Below are 24,063 nucleotides of genomic sequence, written 5' to 3' on the forward strand. Positions count from 1 at the left end.
ATCATCCCTTATCTGCCACGAGGGCAGCCCGGATTGGCTCGATCCAATGCTCGCCTTCGATATCGTAGAGCACGAAGTCGCTGTCGAATTGCCAATATGCCCAGGGAAAGCCGTGCTTCTCCGCCGCGCGACGAACCGTTTCGGCGTAACGGGCTCGATCGGCGATGGGGGTGTCGTTCTTGTCATAGGCAGCGAACTCGCCGAGCAGCACTGGTCGATTGTGCGCTTTGCCCCATGCCGCGACCGTCGCGAAGTCGGCCTGAATACGCGCTTCGTCGTTCGGGGTTAGCCGTACGCCGTGAACATCGCGATAGTCCGTCCAGGGAGTGCCCTGATGGGTGAAGCGGAATGGCTCGTAATAATGGAACGTGACCAGAATATTGCGATCATTCGCCGGGAGTTCCAATGCGTCCAGCTTGCTCAAGCTGTTCCAGTTGGTCGGTCCGATCACAAGCGTTCGCTTGGGATTGCTCTCCCGTATCACGGGAATGACTTGGGCAAGGAGAGCATTCCACCCAGCGGCGTCGAGCTTTCCGTGGGGTTCGTTCAACACTTCGAACAGCACTGAACTGGGCGCAGTGCGGTAGCGAAGGGATATCTGTCGCCAGAACGCCTTGAGTTTCGGCGCGCAGGCCAGTGGTGCGTCCGAGCAATTGTTGAAATCATGCTCGTCAAGGATCACCGCCAATCCGGCATCGCTCGCTTGTTTTACGACGCGATCGAGCGTCGCGAGCCACTTCGGATCGAGCCGGTAGGCGGCATCCATATGGTCAAACGCTTGCAGCACGATACGGATGAAGTCGAACCCGCCCTCGCGGATGATCTTGAAATGCCGTGGCTGGAAGCGCGCGCGGGCTGGATCTTGCCATAGCGGGTCATAGCCAAGCACGTTCACTCCCCGGTGCAAGCTGGCAGCGGTAACAAAGGCATCGCGCGTCGGTGCGGCATTCGCCACCATCGGCATCATCACGGCGCAACACGCCAGCATTCGGCTCAGCCGCCGGAACATCCTTGTCATCTCGTGTCTCCGGTTTCGGCTTTAGTGGTCACGCACAAACGGCGGCATCCGGAAGCGGCGCGCCGGCGGGGATCGGTATCTGTTTTGCCCGCGCCGTTTCCTCGAGCGTTGCGGTCGGGCCGGGAACAGTAAGGTCGGTTGCGGTTGCGTAGAACGGATCGGCTTGGGCTTTCGACAAGGTCGTGAAGCCGAACCCCATTTCTTCGTACAGATCGAGCAGTCGCGGCATCATTCGGGCGTCGAAGGCGCCAAAGTGGATCAGCAACACATAGGGGATATCGCGTCCCAGCGCGGCTTGCGAAAGATTCCGCGACCGTTGCGCCGCTTCGCGCGCCGCAGCGAGATAGCTTGTCTCAAGTGCCGCGATGGCCGACGTATCGTGGCGAGCGGTGCAGCGCGCGAACGCGTCGTTCCACGCATAGTCGCCAAAGCCCATCGTGGCGGCAGCGATGCGATAGCCGCGCCGGCGCAATTCGCTCCGGACGGCGTCGCGGGCGGTTGCCGATTGTCCCTCGGCAAGGAATGGATAGCGGAACCAGTGCCAGTCCCGACCGCCAGACACCGCCGCGATTGCCGGTTCGTTGCGCGCCACATCGGCAAGAAAAGCCCCCGCACCGACTGTGTCGAGATTGGAGTGGCGGAAGGTATGGTTGCCGATCGAAAGGCCAGCTTTGCGCCATTCCGTAAGCACCTGCGACGACTTGGGATCGCTTGAGTCGAAGCCTGCATTCATAAATCCGAATGCGGGCGCGTGATGTGCGGCGAGCGCGGCGATGATCGCCTTGCCAATAACGAGCCGGTCACCGCCGACTGGCAACGGCCCGTGCGCGGGCAGATCGTCAATCGTAATGGCGATAAGGGGGCGCACTGGCACCGTTTGCGAGGCCGAAAGCGGCGCTGAAATCCCTTTCGATGGGGCGGGGGCACCATGACTGGAGATGGACGCCATCGCCAGCGCCGCACCGAGAATTGTCGCCTTATACATAGGCTCTCTGCTCCCAAAAGCATCGTCACGACAACAGGTCATCACGGTCGTGGTAGCGATACCACACCGAACGACACGGCCGCTGTCAACCTGCCAGCTTGCATCGCGCCCGGCGGAATTGGTCATGCGACTGTCCCCGCGCGCCACGTCGTCGTTGTCGAGCACCGCCCACGGGCATTCGCTGTTCCACAATCCCGCGGCTTCGCCTAACCTTGCCGATATGCTGTCCATGCTGATCCTTCTCGCCGCGAGCACGGCGCAACCGATCGCCACAGCGCGCGTCACGTTCGATCGTCGCGGGGAACGGTCGGTCCTTGTCGCTGGCCTCGCCGACGTCGCCGCGGCGCGCGCGCTGACTGCCGACGATCCTGCGCGGATCGCTTCGATCTCGAAGCTCGTCGTGGCAATCGGGGTGTTGCGGCTGGTCGAGCAGCATAAGCTCGATCTCGACGCCGATGTCTCCGACGTGCTCGGCTACCGCCTGCGCAACCCGGCCTTTCCCGACCGCGCGATCAGCTTGCGGATGCTGCTGTCGCATCAATCGAGCCTGACGGACACGATCGACTATGTCCTGCCGCTCGATGCCGACATGCGAGCGATCCTGGCCGACCCAAGGGCATGGGATGCGGGCCATGCCCCCGGCAGCTATTTCAACTACACCAATTCCAATTTCCCGGTGATCGCCGCGGTAATGGAGCGCGCGACCGGCGAGCGGTTTGATCGGCTGATGCAGCGGCTGGTGCTCGGGCCGCTCAAGCTCGACGCCTGTTATACGCTCGCCTCCTGTTCCGACGGCGCGGTGCGTCGCGCGGCGGTGCAGTATCGCAGCGGCGTCGTGACGCGCGACGACAATCACGGGCAGCGCCCGGCTTGTCCGGTCACGCGCGCGAGCGACGGCGGTTGCGACCTGACCAAATGGCGTGCTGGCGCAAATGGCGCGACCTATTCGCCGCAGGGCGGGCTGTATATCTCGGTGCGCGATCTGGCGCGGGTGGGGCGGTTGCTGCTCGGGAAGGGCACGCTCGATGGTGTGCGGATCCTTCGCCCGCAATCGGTCAAGCTGCTCGAAACGCCCGTCTGGACGTGGAACGGCGCGAGCGGCTCCGCCAGCAATGGCAATAGCTGGAGCGGACAGATGTGCCGTTATGGCCTGGCGGTCGGCTTCGTCGCGACCGGCATCGCCGGGTGTCGCGACGATCCGTTCGGGGATGGGCAGCCACGGCTCGGCCATCTCGGCGAGGCCTATGGCTTGCGCTCGGGGTTGTGGATCGACGCGAAGCGCGGCACCGGCGTCGCCTACTTCGCGACCGATGTTGCGGAGACGCACGGCACCACTTCCGCCTATACTGCGACCGAGGAAGCGCTGGCGCGGGGCACGTTGCCGTGAACCTGCGCCACATCGAGATTTTCCATTCGGTCTATGTCAACGGTTCGGTTAGCGCCGCGGCGCGGGCGCTCAATATCTCGCAGCCGTCGGTATCGAAGACGTTGCGCCACGCCGAATCCTTGCTCGGTTTCCAGCTGTTCCTTCGCACCAGCGGACGGCTCGTGCCGACCGAGGATGCGCACAGCCTGTTCGCCGAAGTCGCCGAGATCCAGGACCGCGTCCACGCGCTGCGCGAGGCCGGCCGCAATCTGAAACGCGGCGTCGGCGGCACGCTGCGCATTTCCGCGCTGCCGTCGCTTGCGCTCGATGCGCTTCCGGTCGCGGTGGCGAGCTTCCTGCGTAGCCATGAGAATGTGAAGTTCGATCTGCAGACCGTCCATCACGACGATCTGCTGCGCAAATTGTACGAGCGCGAGACCGACATTGCGATCGCCTATGAAGTGCCGCCCGCCGCGCCGGTTGGGCATCGCTGGCTGGGCGAGGGCGAACTGGTCCTGCTCTACCGCGAACAGGATATGCCCGATGCGCCGCCGCGTGTCGGGCTCGAATGTCTTGCGGGCAAGCGTTTCATCAGTCTCGCGGCGAGCGGCCCGATCGGACAATTGTTCACCGATGCGGTTGAACGGCTCGATCTAGAGCTCAACGAAGTGGTCTCGGCGCGCACCTTTTATATCGCAACGGCTTTGGTGCGACAGGGCGCGGGCATGACGGTGGTCGACAGCTTCACCGCGCAAGCCTCGCTTGCGCCCGGCCTGTCGGTGCGACCGCTGAAACCCCAGATCACCTTCGACGTGCACGCGATGTTCCTGCTCGATCGCCCGCCGACTGCGCTTGCGACTGACTTCCTCAAGACGCTCGCGCGGGTGATCGACGCGGCATAAATACAGGCTATGGCGAGCGGCGCACTCGCTATGCGTGTGCAATCGGCACGCCCGATACGGTCGGGTAATGATCCCCGCACCCTATCTCCTTTACCTCGGCCACAGCAGCGACCCGATTGGCATCAAGACGTCGCGCGGCCTTGCCACGTTCCGCCCGCAGGATTGCGTCGGGGAATTCCGCTACGACGATTGCCAGCTGACGCTCGGCTTGCCGCGCCTGAGCATTGCCGAGGGGGCGGCGGCGCGGGCGCGGACGCTGGTACTCGGCATCGCCAATTCGGGCGGGACGATGGGGCAGGACCTGATCGAGGATGCCGCCGCCGCGCTCGAGGCCGGGATGAACGTCGCGGCGGGGCTGCACCAGCGGTTGCGTGATGTGCCACGGCTTGCCGGGCTGGCGCAGGCGCGCGGCCTCGCGCTGTTCGATGTGCGCGATCCGCCCGCGGACCTTGTCGTCGGGACTGGTTATGCCCGCGCCGGACACCGACTGCTGACCGTCGGCACCGATTGTTCGGTGGGCAAGATGTACGCCTCGCTCGCGCTGACCACTGCCTTGCGCGCGCGGGGCGTTTCCGCCGATTTCCGCGCGACCGGGCAGACCGGCATCCTGATCGCAGGCAGCGGGGTCCCGGTCGATGCGGTGGTCGCCGATTTCATCTCGGGCGCGATTGAACAACTGACCCCGGCGCGCGACGATGACGGATGGGATGTGATCGAGGGGCAGGGCTCGCTGTTCCATCCCTCCTTTGCCGGGGTCTCGACTGGTCTGCTTCACGGCGCGCAGCCGCAAGCGCTGGTGCTTTGTGACGAACCGCACCGCGCGCACATGCGCGGGATTCCGGGGAGGGCATTGCCCGATCTGGCGGAATGCCTCGCGATGAACCTGCAAGTCGCGCGGCTGACCAGCCCCGATGTTCGCGCGGCTGGCGTGTGCCTCAACACCTCCGCGCTCGACCCCGAAGCCGCCCGCGCGATCTGCGCGCGGACCGAAGATCTGCTCGGGCTTCCCTGTACCGACCCGGTCGCCTTCGGCGTCGATGCGATCATCGAGCGGCTGCTATGCCCCGCAGCCTGAGCGCGCAGCACGACCGCTTCGCGCTTAACCGCCCGTTCCGCATCGCGCGGGGGGTGAAGACTGCGGCCGACGTGGTGACCGTGACGATCATGCAGGACGGCCATGTCGGGCGCGGCGAGGGGGTGCCCTATCCGCGCTATGGCGAGAGCATCGCGGTGACGCTCGCCGAGATCGCGCGGGTGCAGGATGCAATCGAAGCGGGGGCCGACCGGCAGGCGTTGCTCGGCCTGCTGCGCCCTGGCGCCGCGCGGAATGCGATCGACTGCGCGCTTTGGGATTTGGAGGCGAAGATCGCTGGCAGCACGGTGGCGGCGCTGATCGGTGCGCCTGCGCCTGTCGCGCTCGCCAGTGCCTTGACGGTGGTGATCGACACGCCGGAAGCGATGGCGCAGGCGGCAGCGGCGATCGCCACGGCCCCGCTGATCAAGGTCAAGGTCGATGCCGATGCGCCTGCTGCCCAGATACGGGCGGTGGTCAACGCGGCACCGGATGCCGCGCTGATCGTCGATCCAAACGAAGGCTGGGACCGTGCAGTGCTCGAAAACATGCAGGACATGCTCGTCGAACTCCGGGTCGCCTTGCTCGAACAACCCGTGCCGAGCGGGGCCGATGCGTGGCTCGCCGGTTTCAAGTCCGCGGTGCCGATCTGTGCGGATGAATTGGTACATACCGCAGACGATCTCGATCAGGTCGCGGCGCGCTACCAATACGTCAATATCAAGCTCGACAAGGCCGGCGGGCTGACCGCCGCGCTCGATCTGGCGGCGGCGGCAAGCGCGCGGGGGCTGGGGCTGATGACCGGCTGCATGGTCAGTTCGTCGCTGTCGATCGCGCCCGCACTCCACGTCGCGCGGCTGTGCGCGTTCGTGGACCTTGACGGCCCGGTATGGCTGGCGGAGGATCGACCCGGCGGGGTTACCGATGCGGGCGGCATATTGTCGCCGCCATCGCCGGGTTTTTGGGGAAGTTGATGAAGCTCGGCCGGATCGGATTGTTGCTGGGCGCAGGCGTGACGGCGATCAGCGCTGGCCCGACGAAATCGGTTGATCTGATCATCCGTGGCGGCACGATTTACACCGGCGGTGACGCGCCGTTCGTCGGCGACGTCGCGATCCAGGATGACCGGATCGTGCTGGTGCGAAGGCATGTGTCGATCCCCGCCAAACGCGTGATCGACGCAAAGGGCATGATCGTCGCGCCCGGTTTCATCGATCCGCATACGCATATGGGCGATGATCTACTGTCGGACGACGCCGCGAAACGGCTGATCCCGATGTTCCTGCTGCAGGGCGTGACCACCGCGTTCATCGGCAATGATGGCGGGGGCGCGATTGATGTTGGCGCGGTGCTAGGCAGCGCCAAGGCCAAGCCGGTCGGGATCAACTATGCGACCTTTACCGGCTTCGGCACGATCCGCGAGGCGGTGATCGGTCAGGCCAAGCGTGCGCCGTCCCCGCCCGAACTGGCGCGCATGAAGAGGATGGTCGCGACCGCGATGTGCGAAGGTGCGATCGGGCTGTCGACCGGGCTGTTCTATGCGCCGCAGAGCTTTTCGAAGACCGACGAGGTGATTGCGCTGGCGGCCGAGGCGGGCAAGCGTGGCGGCTTCTACGACAGCCATATCCGCGATGAATCGAGCTACACCGTCGGGCTGCTGGCGGCGATCGACGAGGAGATTGCAATTGCGCGCGAGGCGCACGTCCCGGCGCATGTCTCGCATATCAAGGCGCTGGGCGTCGATGTGCAGGGCAAGGCGGGCGCGGTGATCGCGCGGATCGATGCGGCGCGTGCGGCCGGCGTTAACATTACCGCCAGCCAGTATCCGTGGAGCGCGAGCGGCACGTCGATGGTCGCCTCGCTCGTGCCGCTGTGGGCGCAGGATGGCGGGCGCAAGGCGTTACTCGCGCGCTTCGACGATCCGGCGCTTGCCGCTCGTCTCCATGCCGATATGGCCGAGAATATGCGCAAGCGCGGTGGGGCCGCCAAGCTGTTGATCGTCGAGGGCGCGCACAAGGACCAGACGCTCGCCGATGTGGCGGCCGCGACGCACACCGATCCGATCGCGGCGGCGATCGTGGTGATTCGCGTCGGCGATCCGGGCGTGGTGTCGTTCAACCAAAGCGAGGCCGACATCGCCGCCTTCATGCGCGCACCCTGGGTAATGACCGATTCCGACGCATCGCCCGGCCATCCGCGCGTCTACGGCTCGTTCGCGCGCAAATATGCGAAGTACGTCGTGGCCGATCATGTCCTGACGCTGCGCCAGATGATCGAGCGCAGTTCCGCGCTGACCGCCGACTGGTTTGCGCTGACCGGGCGCGGGCATCTGAAGGCGGGGGCGTTTGCCGATGTCGTAGTGTTCGATCCCAAAACCTATGCGGCGCGCGCGACCTATCAAAAGCCGACGGAATATGCGGCCGGGGTGCGCATGGTGCTGGTCAACGGCGTGCTTGCGGTCGATGGCGGCAAGCTGACCGGGCGCGCCGCCGGGCGCGCGCTATTGCACACGCCGCCCGCCGGAACCTGTCCATAATGCTGCGCGGCTGGTTCGCGATTCCCCTGTGGCAGCGCGTACTGGGCGCGCTGGCGCTGGGGCTCATCTTCGCGTTGGTCTGGCCTGCGGGCACGAAATATGTCGCGTTCATGGGCGACCTGTTCGTCCGGGCGATTCGGATGCTGGTCGCGCCGATCGTGCTGGTGACGATCGCGAGCGGGATCACCGCGCTCGCCGATCCCAAGCGACTGGGGAGCCTCGGCGGACGCACGATCGGTCTGTTCGCGGCGACGACCGCGATTGCGGTGTCGGTCGGGATGGGCGTCGCGACGCTGATCCGTCCCGGCGTCGGCGCGCCGCTCGGAACGGCGGCACCGCATCCGCTCGGGCCCGCGGTCACGCCGTACGATCAACTGATCGGCATCATACCGCTCAACATCGTCGATGCCTTGGCCAAGGGCGACATGCTCGCTTTGATCTTCGTCGCGATCCTGTTCGGCGTCGGCACCGTGCTGGCAGGCGAGAGCGGCAAGCCCTTCGCCGCCTTGCTGCAATCGCTGTCGAGCGTGCTGCTGCGGATCGTCGCGCTGGTGATGGAGGCGACACCGTTCGGGGTATTCGCGCTGATTGCGGGCGCGGTCGCCACGCATGGCGCGGCGGTGTTCGTCCACGTCGGCTGGATCGCGCTCGCCGTGCTGCTCGGCTCGGCGATTCAGTTGCTCGTGGTGCACAGCCTGTTGCTGAGACTTGTCGCACGGCTGCCCGTGCTGCCGTTCTTTCGCGGGATCCTCGATGCGCTCGTCATTGCCTTCTCGACCGCGTCGAGCTCGGCGACGCTGCCCGTCGCGATGCGCGTGGCGGAGCGCAATCTGGGGGTCGGGCGCCCGATCCTGTCCACCGTGCTCGCGCTCGGCGCGAGCATCGGCAAGGACGGCACGGCGATGTACGTCGGGCTGCTCAGCATGTTTGCGCTGCAGGCGTTTGGCACGCCGCTGACGCTGCAGATCTACGCTGTCGTCCTGCTCACCGGCGCGCTCGCGGCGTTCGGGACGGCACCGGTGCCGTCGGCCTCGCTGTTCATGCTTGCTGCGGTCCTGTCGGCGGTCGGGATTGCGCCTGAGCAGACCGCTCTGGTGGTCGGCTTCGTCCTGCCGTTCGACCGCTTGCTCGACATGACGCGGACGGTGCCGAGCGCGAGCGCGAATTTGGCGGTGACGGTTACGGTCGCGCGGCTTGAGGGGGAGCTGGACGCGGCCGTGTATCGCGCGGTTCCTCCGACCTAATTCGCCTCGTTATAATGCTGCGGATTGCGCGCTACGGGCGCGGGCTGTGGCGCGGCGTGGTCGTCGGGCGCGCCGTCCTTGTAGAAGCGGACATTGTCGAGCTGCAGCCACGCCTTGCCGCCCGGCTGACCCTCTAGCCGCACGATCAGCGCGCGCAATCGCGCCAAGTCGAGCTTCGCGTTCGGATCGCGGCTGGCGAAGGCGGAGAAGGGGATGTGGACGCTGCGGCGCGTCTCGCCGGCGGTGAAGCCGGTCCGGAACCAGGCGTCGTCGGACAGCGCATAGCTGTCGAACAGCAGATCGTACGCCCCGCTGCCGCGCGCATCGAACACTACGCCGGTGAAGCCACGTGCATCGGCAAGCTGGATCGCGCCGGGCGTCAGCGGCAGGATCAATTGCGCGAAGGGGCGGGCCTTCGCGCCCATTTGCGCGATCATGAAACGCGGCTTGGCGGTACCGCGCGGGTCGTCGCTGCCGGGCTGCACGACATCGAGATGGCTGTGATCGACGCCCGAATCGGTGCTCTCGACCGGGAGCGTGTCGAGATCGGTGCGCCCGTCGCGGCGCGCGCCGGTGTCGATCGGGCCGAGCATGACGCGGACCGGGAGCGGCGTTGGCGACGTGCCCGCAACCAATGCTCGCAGTGGCGCGAGCGCGATCTCGCGGCCAGAAACGAACACGCGCGCGACATTCCACAGATCGGTGATTTGTTCATCGGGTTTGCCATCGATCAGCACCAGGTCGGCGCGCTGGCCCGGCGCAATCCGGCCGTGATCGGCCGCTTGGCCGAGGATGTCGGCACTGGTCGCGGTCGCGGCGACGAGCGCCTCGGCGGGGGTGAAGCCGAGCCGCGTCAGCCAGCCGATCTCTCGGATCGTGCCCGGCCCGTGATACACGCCCTCGATCCCCGCGTCGGTGCCGATTCCGATGCGGATCCCCGCCGCCTTCAAGCGCCGGACATTCTCCTGCATGATGCCCCAGCGCGTCGCATCATAGGCGGCGATCGGCTTGGCGCGGTCCGCCGCCTGGCTCGCCTCGAACGCGCTTTGCGCCGGAGTCAGCGCGCGCGCCTCACCGGGCTCGAACTGCCGCGTCTGCTGCGGCTCGTATACCACCAGCGTCGGGATATAGGCGGTGCGATGCGCCTTCATCGACGCGATGAGATCGTCGTCCACCAGCGCATCGCCGACGCCGTGGCCGACCGCATCGACCCCCGCCGCCGCCGCGATCTTGTCGCCCTGCAGCGTAACCGTGTGGGTGATGACAGGCAGGCCAGCCTTGTGCGCATCGGCGACGATCGCGGCCAGCGTCGGCTGGTTCATGCTGTTGAGATCGCTGTCGCGGCCATAGCGCCAGCCATCGGCGAAAACCTTGATCACATCGGGCTTGTACGGCAGCGCGGTCGCCATCGCGACATGCGCGGCGGCGGGGGTGGCGGCCTGCAGCGTGAAGAAGCTGCCCCAGCCATATTCGGTGCCGTGCCCGCCCGGCACGCCGACGCGCACCGCCAGTTGCAGATGCGGCGCTGTCACCGCGCCGGAGGCGATCATCTGGCGGATCGGCGCGAGCATCTCGCCCGATACCGAAAAGTCGTTCACGGTCGTGACGCCGCGCAGCAGATAGCCGGCATAGGCCTTGCCCAGATCGTCGGGCGCATCATAGCCGGGGGAGCGCAAATGCGTGTGCAGATCGTGCAGCCCCGGGATCAGCGTCAGCCCGCGCGCATCGATGACGGTTGTGCCGGTCGCGCGGCGCAGGTGCGGGCCGATCGCGACGATCCGGTCACCGCGCACCAATACGTCGCGCACTTCCGCAGGCGCGCCGGTGCCATCGAACACGCGCGCGCCGCGGATCAGCGTATCGCGCGCCGCGGCGCTACCCGGAATTACCACGCACGCCAGGATCGCGAGGAGGGGGGCGATCGGTTTCATCGCGCATCCTTGTGCAGCAGCGTACGGTTGAGGAAAGCGTCCGCCGCCCGGTAACTCGCCAGCCAATCGGCATAGCGGAAGAAATCGTGCCGCTCGTTGGGGAACACCAATTGTTCGAACGGCGCGTGCCGCGCCGTCAGCGCGCGGGCGAGCAGCACCGACTGCGAGAAATCGACATTCTTGTCGTCATCGCCGTGGATGATCAGCACGGGCGAGCGCCACGAATTGATCGCGCCCATCGGCGAGGATTGCCATTGGAGGGCGTGCGCGGCGGCTTCCGCCTCGGGCGAAAGTGTTTTCTCGACAGGGCGGACCATCGCGTGGACGCCGTGGAAATCGACCCCGGCGGCGAACAGGTCGCTGTTGCGCGCGAGCGCCAGCGCGGTGAGATACCCACCCCAGCTGCCGCCCCAGATCCCGATCCGCTTCGGGTCGACATCGGGCCGTGCGGCAAGCCATTTTCCGGCTGCCAGCACATCCCTATATTCCGACGCGCCGCCCCGCGCCTGTTCGGGTGCCTCACGAAACGCGCGGCCATAGCCGGTGCCGCTGCGGTAATTGACCGACAGTACGTCATAGCCCTGCGCTGCGAAATGCTGGTTCAGGATATAGGCGTTCGAATAGTAATAGGACGTGTGGAACCCCGGCAGCATCTGTCGGCGCGGCCCGCCATGCACGAAGATCAGTGCCGGATGCTTGCCCGGTCCCTGCGCGCGGAAGAGCTGGGCGTGTACCGTGACCCGATCGGCGGCGGGGAAGGTGACCGTCTCGGGCGCGGGAAAGGAGGGCGCGACCGAAACCGGGCCAAGCGGAGCCAGGGTCCTGTCAGCGACTGCTGGATAGGCGAGATGCGTCGCGTCGGTCGCCATTACGGCGAGCGTGGGGCCGGCGAAGGTGGGGATCGATTCCGACCCGGAGCTTTTCGTGACGGGTGTGGGCGCCTTTCCGTCCAGCGACACGCGCCATACGTGGCGGCGCTCGAGGTCCCCGGCATTGGCGGCGTAGACCAGCGCGTTGCCGTCAGGCGCGGGGAGGAAGCTCTCGACCTCGAATTTGCCCGGCGTCAGGTCGCGGGTCGCGCCGCCTTTGGGGTCGAGCGTGTAGACATGGAGCCAGCCGCTTTGCTCCCAGGGGAAGAGCAGCCGACCGTCAGGCGTCCAGAACAGGTTGCGCCCGCGTGTGCCGTAAAAGCTGCTCCCGGTGCCAGCGGGGGCGGCCCATATCTGGCGCGCGGTGCCGGTCGCGATATCGACGCTGCGGATCGACCAATAGGGCCCGCCATCGGGGGCGGCATCGGCGGGCGGGTCGAGATAGCGGATATAGGCGATCTGCGTGCCATCGGGCGAGAAGGTCGGCTCGGCGGCATTGTCCAGCCCCGGATCGAGATAGCGCAGGCGCACATCGGCAAGGTCGAGCGTCGCGATGAAGCTGTGGTCGCCGCGATCCTCGACGAACAGCAGGCGCGCGTCGTCGGGCGACCATTCGAGCCGTGACACCGTGCCGGAAACGCTCGCGAGACGTCGTGCCCCCGACGTCCGGTCCCAAAGCCAGATTTCGCCCCTGCGAACATAGGCGAGCCGCGCGCCATCGCGCGCGAACACCGGGGAATGGCCTTCGCCGACCAATGTAGGTGTGCCGCCTGAGGTCGGGAGGACGAACAGGCGTTGCTTGGGCGGCGTGGATTGCGCCGCGATATTCGGCGCGGCACCGTCGGCGAATTCGGCGTCGCCGCCTTGCACGAAGGCGATCGTCGTGCCGTCGCGGGTGAGTGTCAGATCGGCGAGCTGCTGCCCGTCATCTTCAGTGAAGGCGGTGATCGCCCGCGCGGGCTGTCCCGGCGTCGCGACCCAGATGTTGCGCACCCCGGCGGCATTTTCGATCCAGGCGAACCTCGGCACATCCTTCGCGCCGACCAGCCAGCTCGCGATTGGCAAACCGAGCGTTTCGGCCAGGTCATCGGCGCGCGCCGTTTGCGTTGCGAACAGGGCGCTAAGCCCAAGAACCAATACGGAGCGCCACATCTTCACCGCGCTACCCTGAAGGGGCGACCGCGCCGCGACAAGCGCCGATCCACCGCGACATGCGCGCAGGTTATGCCCGCGCCAACGCTCTGAATGCGTCTCTGCCGTATGTGCATTCATCGATAGCCGCTACGCTTGTGCCGATGATCCGTCTGACCCGCGTCTTGCTTGCTTTGCCCATCGCGATTGCGTCGCCGCTGGCGGCCGAGCGCCCGGCGACGCTGCAAGCGCGCGTCGAGGCGGTGCTGCAGCCCGTCGCGCCCGGCACGCGTTATGGCCTCGTCGTGGTCGATCAGGACGGCACGGAACTGGTGGCGATCAACCCAGACCAGCGCTTCATTCCGGCGTCGAACACCAAGATGTTCACGACGGCGGCGGCGTTCTGGTCGCTCGCCGATCTGGCTGCGCCGGATGCCAGCGGCGGTGCCGCGGTGCGGATCGAGCAAAGTGCCGGCGCGCGCGACGTGATTCTCGAAGGGCATGGCGATCCGTGGCTGTCGAGCGCACCCGATTGCGCGACGGATTGCCTCGCCACGCTCGCCGATGCGGTGGCGGCACAGGCGCGCGTGGTGCGGGATGTCGTTGGCGATGACAGTCTGTACCCCGATCAGCGCTGGAGCCCGGGGATGAGCTGGAACAACATCCCGACCAAATCCGGCACTGCGACATCCGCGCTGACGCTCGACGATAACGAACTGCCGGTCACGGTGACCCCGGACGCGCTGGGCAAGCCGCCGCTGGTGACGCTGCCGCCTTATTTCACAATCGAAAACCGCGCGCTGACTGTCGCAAGCGGGGCGAGCACGATCGACTTCGACCGCGCGCCCAATGGCACGGTGGTGCGGCTGACCGGCACGATCGCGGTCGGCGCGAAGCCGGAGGAACTGCGGCTTGGCATAGATGACCCCGCGCACCATGCGGCCTGGGTGTTGCGGCGGATGCTGGAGGCGCGCGGTGTCCGCGTGACCGGAACGGTCGCGGTGCGGCACCGTCCGCTTGGCCCCGGTGATGATCCGGCGATCCGCGGGGCAGCACCGCCAGCACGACCCCCGGCGACCGAGCCGCTCGCCCGGCTCACCGCGCCGCCGCTGCTGCAGGATCTGACCTGGATCAACAAGGTCAGCCAGAACCTCCATGCTGAACTGATGCTCCGCCGCATCGGGCTGAAGTCCGGCAGTGGTTCGATCGCCGACGGGCAGGCGGTCGTGCGCGCGATGCTGGCGCAAGCGAAGGTACCGCGCGCTGCGTTCGATTTTTCGGATGGCTCGGGCATGTCGAGCTACAACCGCGTCGCGCCGCGTGGCGTGGTGACCTTCCTGCGCTGGACCGCCGCGCAAGCCTGGGGCGCATCATGGCGCGCGACGCTGCCGGTGGGAGGTGAGGGGACGCTGACGCGGCGCTTTGCCGGCACCGCGCTCGACCGCAAGATCTTCGCCAAGACCGGTACGCTTAACGCCACCAATGCCTTGGCGGGCTATATAATAGCGAAGAGCGGCGCGACGCTGACCTTCGCCCTCTACGCCAACGATGTGCCCGATGGGGCGAGTGCGACCAAGGCGATGGATCAGGCGCTGCTTTTGATCGCGTCCGAGAATTGAGGGCCGACACGATGACCAACCCTGTCGCCGAATATCGCGAGCGCGGCTATGCGATTGTCCGCGGGGTATTCTCCTCCGACGAGGTGGCGGTGATCGGTACTGCGATGGACGCGGTCTATGCCAAGGGCGTCGCCTATGGCCGCAGCTTCCGCCACGGCAATCTGTTTTACGCGGTGAGGCAGCGTCCCGACGGCAGCCCGCATGTCGCGATGGCGCAGTGGCCGTCGTATCAGGATGCGGTGCTGGATGCAGTCCGGCTCGACCGCCGCTGGCTGGGTCTGCTGGAACCCCTGATCGGACGCGATGTCAAACAGATCATCAATCAGCTGCACTGGAAACTGCCCGATCGCAGCGGCGACTTTGCGTGGCATCAGGATGCCAAATCGCGCCGCCCGGCAGAGGCGTATCGCAATCTCGCTTCCTCCTATGTCCAGACCGCAGTGGCGATCGATCCTCACCACCCGGGCAGCGGGGGGATGCGGTTCCTTCCGGGCAGCCATAAAGGGGGGATGCTGCAGCTCGACACCGCCGCCTCGCTCGGCCGCTCGCCCGAAGATGCGGCGCTGGAGCGCGTCGCGCTGTCGCCAGGGGACGTGGTCGATCTGATCCTCGATCCGGGTGATGTTGCGCTGTGGAGCCCGTATCTGGTCCACGCCTCCGGCACCAACAGCGCGGATCATCTGCGGCGGCTCTATATCAACGGCTATGTCCGCGCCGAGGATTGCGACCGGGGCGAATGGACGTTTCGGGATGGCGCGCCGGTGCCGCTGGGGCCGGAACCGGCCCTGGTCCATTACGAACAGCTGCGCGAGCGGCCCGAGCCCCATTTCGTCTAGGCGTCGCGCAGCGCAGCCATCACCGCATCGCCGGTTTCGGGCCGGAGCACGAAGATTCCACTGTCGAAATGGCGCGTCGGGTGGACGCGGTTGGTGAGCAGCGTCCAGGCCACCCCCGCCTCGAAATCGACCCACAGCCCGGTGCCGGTAAAGCCGGTATGGCCGATCGTTTCTGGCGAGCAGTCCGACCCGCCCGACCATCCGGGAAAGCGCCGCTCCCACCCGCAGGCGCGGTGTTCGTAGAACGGCGTGCGGATCGCTTCGAGCATCGCAGGCGAGGCACGGCTGCCACTCAGCAAGCCGTGCGCGAAATCGAGCACGCCCGCGACCGTGCCGAACAGCCCGGCGTGCCCCGCCGCGCCGCCCAGGGCGGCGGCGTTCTCATCCTGCACTTCGCCCTTCAGGACGCGCCCGCGCCACATGCAGCGTTCGGTCGCCACCGCCGGGCCGGGCGGCGGACCGAAGGACAGGCCCGGCGCAAGCGGCCAGACCGATAGCGGTGCGCCGGTCACGCGCTCGATCACGATGCCGAGCAGGATGAAATTGATGTCGGAATAGACCGGCGGGCCATGCCGCCATTCGCGCTGCAGCACGAAGGCACGCAGCCGCTGCGGATCGTCGCCATAGGTGTAGATCGGCTCGACCGCGGGCAGGAACGTGCGATGCGCCAGGCAGTCGCGGATCGTCAGGCGCCGCTCGGGTGCATTCGCTACATCATACTGCCGCAAATCGGGGATTGCCTGCGTCAGCGGCGCGTCGAGATCGATCCGACCCTGATCGGCGAGTTGCAGGATCATCGTCGTCGTCGCGATCACCTTGGAAACCGAGGCGAGATCGAACCAATGGTCCTCGGTCAGCACCTCGGGTTCGGGCACCAGGGCTGCGTGACCCGCGACCCGCACCGCGCGCCTGCCATCAGCGTCGATCACGCCAAGCGTCGCGCCGGGAATCCGCCCCGCGGCAATCGCGGCGGCGGCGGGGGCAAAGGCGCGGTCGATATCGATCATGCGTCCGCCTCGCGTGGCTTGGCCCCTGCGATGAACGGTAGGAATAGCACCGCCGCCAGACTGAGCGTGCCCGACAGCCAGAAGAAGCCGTCGAACCCGATCTGTTTGACCATGCCCCCCCGGCCCCGGCGATCAGCCGCGGCAGCAGGAAGGCGAAGCCGGACAGGAAGGCATATTGTGCTCCCGGATATTTCGGGTTCACGAGCATCGACAGATAGACGACGAAGATCGCCCCCTCCATGCCGTGCGCGAACTGGTCGAGCGCGGTCGAGATATAGATGACGTGCGCGCTTGGCGGCGCGAACCACAGCCACACGAAGATCCAATTGCCGAATGCCGAGCCGATCGCACCGATCGCGAGCGCGCGCACCAGTTTCATCCGCACCGCCAGCACCGCGCCGATCGCCACGCCCGCCATGCTGCTGGGCAGCGCTACGAATCCGTCGGCGATCCCCATCGTGGTCAGGTCATAATGCTTGGCGATCTGCAGCGGCTTGGACAGCGCAAGCGTCAGCACGTCGCCCATACGGTAGAAGGTCACGAAGGTGAGCAACGGCAGCACCCGATAGCGATAGCGCCAGAAGATATCGACATAGGGCCCCAGCATCGTCGAGCGCCGTGCCCAGGCGATGGCGGGCAGGTTGACGATCCGTGGCAGCATCACCGCCATGATGACGAACGGGAGCAGGCACAGGACGAGCACCGTCGTCGTGGCGTCGGTCTTCGCGCTGATCCCGATGGCGGCGGCGGCGCGCAATACGCCTGTTCCGACGGTGGCGACAATCAGCAGCGACGCGCCGAGGATCACCGCGCTCGCGCCGAGGCCCGTTGCGAGTGCGGCGGCACGCTCCCCGCGATAGGGGGCGGTGTCATCGGACGCGGGCTGGTAGTCGCTGCGCAACCGTTGCGGGCGCATCATCGCCAGGATCGGCAGCGGCGCGAACGCTCCCGCGGCGATGACCAGATATGCTGCGGTCCAGCTCGCGTGATCGGCAACGATCAGCGCGCCGCTCCCCGCAGCGACCATTGCGCTGCGATAGCCCCACAGGTTCGCGGCGGCGAGCGGCCCTTGCGTTTCGGGTGTTGGTGCCAGCTCGATCCGCCAGGCATCGGCGGAAACTTCGAGCGTGGTGGTCCAGAAGGCGAGTAACACCGCGAACAGCGCGGTCAGCGGCAGGCTGGTATCGGCCGAGGTGAACGCCATCGCCACCATCGCGGCAAAGATGCCGAGCTGCGACAGCATGATCCAGCCGAGCCGTTTGCCGAAGAAACGCCCGAAGCCCGGCACGGAGAAACGATCGAGCAACGGTGCCCAGAGGAACTTGAAGGTCGGCAGCAACTGCACCCAGCCGAAAAAGCCGATCAGCACGAGATCGACGTCATGCTTGGCCAGACGCGCCGACAGGATCGTCGAGAACATATAATAGGGCAGACCGGCCGAGAAGCCGAGCAGCAGGTATAGCGCGAACCGGCTGCGGCTATGATCGGCGGCGTCGGTCAGTGGCACGGCCTCGGTCGGCAAAACGGGTGAAAGGGCCGACATTGATTCTCTTCCCCGCCGCCGATCCTGCTGGATTTATGCTGTTCTGCCTTGGCCGCCGCGTCAATCGGGCGGTGGCGGCTGAGCGGGCGCGTTGAGGCGCATTGGCGGCGACGGATGCCGTCTGGCTATGGCTCATGCAACAGAAACTATGGCGCGATGCAACATTCCTGTTACTTAATGTTGCGGGGTCGCGGCGGGGTGCGACAGGGGGATCTTTGAAAATGCGTAACTCGATGGCGTACAAGTCGGCTTTGATTTCTGGCACGGCTTTGGCCGCGCTGCTGTGTCTTACGCCCGGCGTCGCATCGGCGCAGACCGGCGCCACGCCGTCCATTCCAAAATCCGAGAAGGCGCCGGACGACAATTCACGCGACATTCTCGTCACCGGCTCGCGCATCAAGCAGGACCCGAACAACAGCGCGCTCCCGCTGCAGATCATTACCAACAAGGATTTCAGCCGCGAAGGCATCAACAGCCCCGAGCAGTTGATTTCGTTCCTGGCCGTCAACGGCAATGGCGCGGACAACCTCGCATCGAATTCCGACGTCGTCAGCGGTGCCGCGCGCGGTACGAATGGTTTGTCTGCAGCGAATTTGCGCGGGCAGGGGAGTGCCTCGACGCTGGTCCTGCTCAACGGGCGGCGGGTCGCGGCGCACGGCCTGCAGGGGTCGGCAGTCGATGTGAACCAGATTCCGTTCGCCGCGATCGAGCGCGTCGAAGTGCTCAAGGACGGCGCATCGGCAATCTACGGCACAGACGCCGTCGGCGGCGTGATCAACTTCATCACCAAGACCAATTTCACCGGCATCGACGTGACCGGCTTCACCGACACGACCGAGCAGGGCGACAGCCAGATCTACCGGCTTTCGGGGACGGTGGGGTACGGCAAGCTCGACGAGCAGGGCTTCAACATCATGGGTTCGGTCAGCAAGAGCTGGAACGGCGCGCTGTTCGGCCAGGACCGCGATTTCGTGAACGGCAACCAGCCCAATCGCGGCCTGTCGATCGACACGCGCGGTACGCCGATCGCGACCGCCTTTGCGATCAACCCGACCGCTGCGGGCGTCGGCATTTCGCAGGGTGGCACGCTGCTCGGCGGCGCGAGTGGCGCGACGTCGCTGGCCACCAATCCCGGCTTTTTCATTCCCGGTACCACCGTTCCGGCGCTTGGCGGCGTCAACCCGCTGCGGCTGCCCGGCGGCGCTGGCTGTGATTCGGTCGATGGCGGGCTGAACTATGATTCCGTGCTGTACAACACGCCGAACGCCGCGCTCGCCTGCTCGTGGGATACGGGCCGTGCGGCAACGCTGCAGCAGCCGATCCAGACGCTGACCTATTACGGTCGCGCCACCGCGAAGTTCGGTGGGCATGAAATATATGCGGAGGTGACCGGGTCGGACGCGAAGTCGAGCAAGATCTTCTCGAACAACCAATACACCGCGAACAACACGTCGCTGCCGATCGCCTATCCGCTCAATGCGTTGACGGCGTCGACCTACAATGCCGTGTATGACCAGATTGCCGCAGTGCTCCCGGCGATCGGCGCGGTCGGCGATCGTACCGTCGACGCCATTGGCAATTACGGGAAGCCGATCGCGTTCCGTTTCCGCTGCGAGGCGTGCGGCCCGCGCGAATATCAAACCGATACCAAGACGTTCCGCGCCGCGATCGGCGTCGATGGCCCGCTCTTCCCCGGCTGGGATTATCGCGCCGGTGGTTCCTATGCGAGCAGCACGGCGAGCTCGGTGCTCGGCTCGGGCTATCACTATCGCGGTGTCTTCGCGAGCGCGGCGTCCGCTGCTGCATCGGGGGTTGCGGGCGCGGTTGTCGGCGGGGCAGATCCACGCGCGCCGACCGCGCCCGGTGCGACCGCACCCGGTATTGTGGGGCTCTTCAACAGCGGCATTCTCAACCCCTTCTCGGTTTCGCAATCCGCCGCGGCGATGGCCGGGCTCGATGCGGTTTCGGCCAAGGGCGTCCGGCTCTATGGTGGCAAATACGAGGTGCGCCAGTTCGACGCGTCGGTCTCAGGCAGCCTGTTCCGCCTGCCCGGCGGCATGGCGAAGGTCGCGGTCGGTGTCGATTACCGGCATGAGAGCTACAAATTCGACGGATCGACTGCAGGGGCGCTGTCGTCGCCCGATATCTTCAACGTGGCGTTTGATAACATCAACGCGCTGAGCAAGGTGACGCGCGATGTAAAGGCGGCCTACGGCGAGGTTTCGCTGCCGATCTTCAGCGTCCTGGAGCTGAGTGCGGCGGCGCGCGTCGATGATTATACGGGCTTCGGATCCACCTTTAATCCAAAGTTCACTGCCAAGTTCCGGCCGGTGTCGTGGATGATGTTCCGCGGGTCGTACAATACCGGCTTCCGCGTGCCGACCTTCAACCAGATCTTCAACGGCGTGACGCAATCGCCCAATCCGGGCAACACGCTGACCGACCCGACCACGTGCCCGGCAGGATCGGTTGTCGGCTCCTCAGTCGGCTGCGCCGCGATCACGCCGGATTCGCTCAGCGGCGGCAATCTGACGCTGCGCCCCGAAACGTCGAAACAATTCAGCCTCGGCGCGGTTTTCCAGCCGTCACGGCACTTCAGCGCATCGGCCGATTATTGGAACATCGCGGTCGACAATGTCATCGGCACGATCACGCTCCCGCAGTTGCTGGCGAACATCAACGCCTTCCCGGAACGCATCACGCGTACCAACGGCATCATCACGCTGGTCGATCTGCGCACCGGCAATTTCGGGTCGCGCCGCACGCAGGGGATCGATTTCACCGCGCGCGGGGATGTCGATGCGCTCGGCGGCACCTTTGCCGCCGGGTTCGACGGCACGCTGTTGCTCGTCAAGCGCGAGAAGCTGTTGCCCAATCTTGCTTACACGAACACGCTCGGCGTGTTCACGCTGGCGGGCGATCTGGGCCTGAAATTCAAGTACAATGCCTTCGTCACCTATCAGCGTGACGGGTTCGGTGTGACCTTCTCGCAGATCTACCGCAGCGGGTATAACAACTTCGCGCTACCGCTTAGCGCGACCCGGCCCGACTACAATCCGCGTGTCTCGCCTTATATCCTCTACAATATGACGGTGTCGAAGCGCTTCGAGCAAGGGCTGACGATCACGGCCGGCGTCAAGAATATCTTCAACACCGATCCGCCGTTCGCGATCACCTACGATTCCAACACGGGCGCCGGCAGTTCGTGGGAACCACGCGTGGCCGATCCGCGAGGGCGCTCCTTCACGATCCAGGCGACCGTTCGACTCTAAAAGGTCGGCTCTTCACGTGATAGTGTAGGATATAAGGACACCGGTTCGCCGGAAGGGTTGGGCGAGGCTGCTTCTTTGGCGAGGCAGCTCGCCGACCGTGAAGTGCATCGGCGCTCCGCGGGCGAGCAGCTCTCGTGCCAGCCTCTGATTTGCCATTCCACGCGTCTGTTCTGGGCTTTGCAGCAGATCAGCGCCCGGCGGAACCCCTGGCGCAACTTCGAAGCCATCGCGTTCGCCACGCTCTAATGGGTGTACGGGTTCAACCACCGCCAATTGCTGGAGCCGATCTGCAACATCCCACCTGCCGAAATAGCCTCCGCCGAGCCACTTGCGGTTCATACCGCATCGGAACCTGCAGCCACATAAGGCGTACGACTTAGCGCAACGTGCGAATGCGGCTCGCGCACAGCGCTGCGACCAGAGCGCCAGCTGCGGCGACCTGCATGACAAAGACCAACGGCACCACCGCTCCGCGTCCCTCACCGATCACTACCAGCGCCATCGCCGGTGCGAGAATAGCAGGTAGCGTGTTGGTAAGGTTCATGACCCCGAGCAGCGTGGCGCGACGGGTGTTGACAGCAACAAGCTGCGCGACGAGCGCGCTGTCGATCGCCAAAAATCCCGCCAGTCCCGCAGAAAAACTGCCATAGGCCGCCACTGTGATGGGCCAGCCTGGCGCGATCGACAGGGTCGCCATACTGATGGCGACCAAAAGCGCTGCAGTCGCGAGCGGGAGGCGTCGGCGGCCAAATCGGTCGGACAGCCACCCGATGCTGAGCGCGCCGACAATCGAGAGCGACGCGAAGGCAAACGCCAACACGCCAACCGCAGCACCTATCGCCCGCGCGCCGCCCACCGGCCGGACCACGTCGGCTACATAGAAATAGAGATAGGGTATAATTGCCGCTGCGGCGAACTGGACCAACAGCCGGGCGGTCCAGGCGAGGGCGAAATCATGCAGGACGGTGCGGCGCCACACCGGGGATTTGCCCGACCGCTCACCCGGGATAACGGCATCGACCGCCGATTGCGGCGGGATCAGCGCGGGAACCGGCCACAGCAAGATCAGCGGCATCACCAGCATGAGCAAGGTGCCGATGATCATGATCAGTGCGCCCGTCTGATCCATGCCGGGGACACGGCGTGCGACGATCGTCAATGCGGTCACCATCAGCGACCCGAACGGCAGCGCCAGCCCCAGCCACCCCGCCATCCGCCCTTTTTGACGATCGGGAACATAATCGACCATCAGCGCGACGAGCGGCGACAGCATCAGGTTGAGCGCCAGCTGGAATGCTAGGATCGAGAGAAGGATCTCCCAGAAAGCGCGCGCGCCCGCAATCGCGGCGAGGGTCGCTGCCACGGTGATCACGCCGACCGCAATGAGCCGACGCCGGTTGCGGGTTCGTCGAAACCATGCGTCGCTGATAACGCCGGCGACGATATTGCCGCCGCCCGCCGCGGCGCCTCCGGCTACCAGGATCCAACTCAGCCCGGTCACCCCGCTGTGGCCCTGCAGATCGGGCAAAGCGGCGACCTTTTGTGGCAGGATCAGCGCGAAAAGCGGCACGAACGTCGCAAAGGCGCCGAACATTGCCAGCATATAGCATAGCGCAAAGGACCGTGAGATCGCGGCGCGCGGCTCCGTCACGTCGAGCAGCGCGCGGTACTTTGGCGTTCGATCAGCTCGAAAGGCAGCACATAATCCCCGTTCAGATCGTCGCCGCCGCTCGCCCGGACAAGGGCGGTGCACAGCTTCGCCGCCAAGGCCGAGATCGGTTGCCGGATCGCGGTGAGCGGCGGCATGCTGAAGCGCACGCCCGGTGTATCGTCGAAGCTGACGACGGAAAGCGCGCCCGGCACCGCAATCCCGGCATTGCGGGCGACATGTAACGCGGCAAACGCCATCTCATCGTTGCTGACGATCACGGCAGTGGGCTGTTCGCGCAGCGCGAGGAGTCGCTCCGCTGCCTCCACCCCCGATGCAAACGAGAAATCGCCATGCTGGATATAGCCGGTAGGGGCCGAGAGGCCGGCCGCCGCAAGCCCGTCGATATAGCCGCGCTCGCGCGCATTCGAGGCGGCATAGTTCGCGCTGCCGGAAATGAAGGCGATGCGGCGGTGGTCGAGCGCGACCAGATGCTCCACGGCGGCAACCGCGGCAGCATGGTCGCTCATGAAGACATTGATGCCGTCGTTATGCCGGGAGGACGATCCCATCCGGCCAAACGGGATGCCGCGCTTGGTTAACAGCGCCGCCAGTCCGGCATTTTCGCTGTGCGGCGGGGTCAAAATTACGCCGTCGGGGCGCAGCGAGGACAGGGCGCCGTCCACCGCCTTGATCGCTTTGGCCGGGTCGGTGTCGACCAGCTCGAACAGCAAATGATAGCCCAATCCTTCACAGGTCAGCATGCCGCCGTGAAGCATTTGATCGACCCAGTCATTGCCGCGCCCCGCACTCCAATTCTCGATCGTGCGCGCGCGGTCGTTGATCGCCAGGATCAGAAAGGACTTGCCGCTGCCCATACGGCGTGCCGCGAGGCTTGGCACATAGCCCAGCTCCTCGATCGCTGCGAGGATGCGCTCGCGCACGACGGGGCGTACGCTTGGACCATTATTGAGGACTCGCGAGACCGTCTGGCGCGAAACGCCGGCAACCCGCGCAACGTCTTCGATCGTCTGTGCGCCGCGTTTTGCCATTCGATACTAACAACCCTGTCGGCGCATTCGAT

At 65.9% G+C, this 24,063-nt stretch carries 17 protein-coding genes and 1 pseudogene; 10 read left to right on the top strand and 8 right to left on the bottom strand.

Going from position 1 to position 24,063, the window contains the following annotated elements:
* Window position 1: 1 nt before the first annotated feature.
* A complete protein-coding gene (locus tag AB5I39_RS15365; RefSeq protein ID WP_404368748.1) occupies window positions 2–1,009 on the bottom strand; it encodes a glycoside hydrolase family 5 protein in 1,008 nt (335 codons plus the stop codon).
* Window positions 1,010–1,046: 37 nt separating this feature from the next.
* Window positions 1,047–2,129, bottom strand: coding sequence for a polysaccharide deacetylase family protein (locus AB5I39_RS15370; protein WP_404368751.1), 1,083 nt, complete (start codon window positions 2,127–2,129; stop codon window positions 1,047–1,049).
* 103 nt (window positions 2,130–2,232) lie between these two features.
* Here AB5I39_RS15370 and AB5I39_RS15375 point away from each other — a divergent pair, with 103 nt between their 5' ends.
* The 6 genes from AB5I39_RS15375 (at window position 2,233) to AB5I39_RS15400 (ending at window position 9,123) form a co-directional block, all read left to right on the top strand.
* Window positions 2,233–3,390 (top strand): serine hydrolase domain-containing protein, encoded by a 1,158-nt coding sequence (locus tag AB5I39_RS15375; RefSeq protein ID WP_404368754.1) that lies wholly within the window; start codon window positions 2,233–2,235, stop codon window positions 3,388–3,390.
* A complete protein-coding gene (locus tag AB5I39_RS15380) occupies window positions 3,387–4,271 on the top strand; it encodes a LysR family transcriptional regulator (protein ID WP_404368757.1) in 885 nt (294 codons plus the stop codon). Before AB5I39_RS15375 ends, AB5I39_RS15380 begins: the two co-directional genes overlap by 4 nt.
* Window positions 4,272–4,338: 67 nt before the next feature.
* The gene (dgcN, locus tag AB5I39_RS15385) at window positions 4,339–5,346 is read left to right on the top strand and encodes an N-acetyltransferase DgcN (protein ID WP_404368760.1); all 1,008 of its coding nucleotides are present in this window, start codon (window positions 4,339–4,341) and stop codon (window positions 5,344–5,346) included.
* On the top strand, window positions 5,331–6,317 hold the full coding sequence (gene dgcA / locus AB5I39_RS15390) for an N-acetyl-D-Glu racemase DgcA (RefSeq protein WP_404368763.1): 987 nt from the start codon (window positions 5,331–5,333) through the stop codon (window positions 6,315–6,317). The genes dgcN and dgcA overlap by 16 nt, the downstream gene beginning before the upstream one ends.
* Window positions 6,317–7,879, top strand: a complete 1,563-nt coding sequence (locus tag AB5I39_RS15395) for an amidohydrolase family protein (protein ID WP_404368766.1) — start codon at window positions 6,317–6,319, stop codon at window positions 7,877–7,879. Before dgcA ends, AB5I39_RS15395 begins: the two co-directional genes overlap by 1 nt.
* Complete coding sequence (locus tag AB5I39_RS15400; protein ID WP_404368769.1) at window positions 7,879–9,123, top strand: dicarboxylate/amino acid:cation symporter; 1,245 nt, start codon at window positions 7,879–7,881, stop codon at window positions 9,121–9,123. The genes AB5I39_RS15395 and AB5I39_RS15400 overlap by 1 nt, the downstream gene beginning before the upstream one ends.
* Here AB5I39_RS15400 and AB5I39_RS15405 read toward each other — a convergent pair.
* Together AB5I39_RS15405 and AB5I39_RS15410 are read right to left on the bottom strand one after the other, a co-directional pair.
* Entirely contained in the window at window positions 9,120–11,054 is a 1,935-nt protein-coding gene (locus AB5I39_RS15405) for an amidohydrolase family protein (protein ID WP_404368772.1), read from the bottom strand. The two genes, AB5I39_RS15400 and AB5I39_RS15405, sit on opposite strands and share 4 nt — an antisense overlap.
* Window positions 11,051–13,075 carry a S9 family peptidase gene (locus tag AB5I39_RS15410; RefSeq protein WP_404374187.1) on the bottom strand — a complete coding sequence of 675 codons (2,025 nt, stop codon included), beginning with the start codon at window positions 13,073–13,075 and terminating at the stop codon, window positions 11,051–11,053. The genes AB5I39_RS15405 and AB5I39_RS15410 overlap by 4 nt, the downstream gene beginning before the upstream one ends.
* A gap of 143 nt (window positions 13,076–13,218) precedes the next feature.
* Between AB5I39_RS15410 and dacB the strand changes: the two genes are divergently transcribed.
* Both dacB and AB5I39_RS15420 read left to right on the top strand, forming a co-directional pair.
* Window positions 13,219–14,673, top strand: coding sequence for a D-alanyl-D-alanine carboxypeptidase/D-alanyl-D-alanine-endopeptidase (dacB, locus tag AB5I39_RS15415; protein ID WP_404368774.1), 1,455 nt, complete (start codon window positions 13,219–13,221; stop codon window positions 14,671–14,673).
* 11 nt (window positions 14,674–14,684) lie between these two features.
* A complete protein-coding gene (locus AB5I39_RS15420; protein ID WP_404368777.1) occupies window positions 14,685–15,509 on the top strand; it encodes a phytanoyl-CoA dioxygenase family protein in 825 nt (274 codons plus the stop codon).
* Here the strand turns inward: AB5I39_RS15420 and AB5I39_RS15425 are convergent.
* The gene (locus AB5I39_RS15425; RefSeq protein ID WP_404368780.1) at window positions 15,506–16,516 is read right to left on the bottom strand and encodes a serine hydrolase domain-containing protein; all 1,011 of its coding nucleotides are present in this window, start codon (window positions 16,514–16,516) and stop codon (window positions 15,506–15,508) included. The two genes, AB5I39_RS15420 and AB5I39_RS15425, sit on opposite strands and share 4 nt — an antisense overlap.
* The gene (locus AB5I39_RS15430) at window positions 16,425–18,059 is read right to left on the bottom strand and encodes a permease (RefSeq protein ID WP_404368783.1); all 1,635 of its coding nucleotides are present in this window, start codon (window positions 18,057–18,059) and stop codon (window positions 16,425–16,427) included. Before AB5I39_RS15430 ends, AB5I39_RS15425 begins: the two co-directional genes overlap by 92 nt.
* Window positions 18,060–18,292: 233 nt before the next feature.
* Here AB5I39_RS15430 and AB5I39_RS15435 point away from each other — a divergent pair, with 233 nt between their 5' ends.
* Window positions 18,293–21,331: a TonB-dependent receptor domain-containing protein gene (locus AB5I39_RS15435; RefSeq protein ID WP_404368786.1), complete on the top strand. Its 3,039-nt coding sequence runs from the start codon at window positions 18,293–18,295 to the stop codon at window positions 21,329–21,331.
* A gap of 195 nt (window positions 21,332–21,526) precedes the next feature.
* Window positions 21,527–21,697, top strand: a pseudogene (locus tag AB5I39_RS15440) (IS3 family transposase); the annotation flags it as partial.
* A gap of 10 nt (window positions 21,698–21,707) precedes the next feature.
* Here AB5I39_RS15440 and AB5I39_RS15445 read toward each other — a convergent pair.
* On the bottom strand, window positions 21,708–22,934 hold the full coding sequence (locus tag AB5I39_RS15445) for an MFS transporter (protein ID WP_404368789.1): 1,227 nt from the start codon (window positions 22,932–22,934) through the stop codon (window positions 21,708–21,710).
* A 44-nt stretch (window positions 22,935–22,978) separates the two neighbouring features.
* Window positions 22,979–24,031 carry a LacI family DNA-binding transcriptional regulator gene (locus AB5I39_RS15450; protein WP_404368792.1) on the bottom strand — a complete coding sequence of 351 codons (1,053 nt, stop codon included), beginning with the start codon at window positions 24,029–24,031 and terminating at the stop codon, window positions 22,979–22,981.
* Window positions 24,032–24,063 lie beyond the last annotated feature (32 nt).

This window comes from Sphingomonas sp. MMS24-J45 (assembly GCF_044881195.1).
In the GTDB taxonomy this organism is placed as follows: domain Bacteria; phylum Pseudomonadota; class Alphaproteobacteria; order Sphingomonadales; family Sphingomonadaceae; genus Sphingomonas.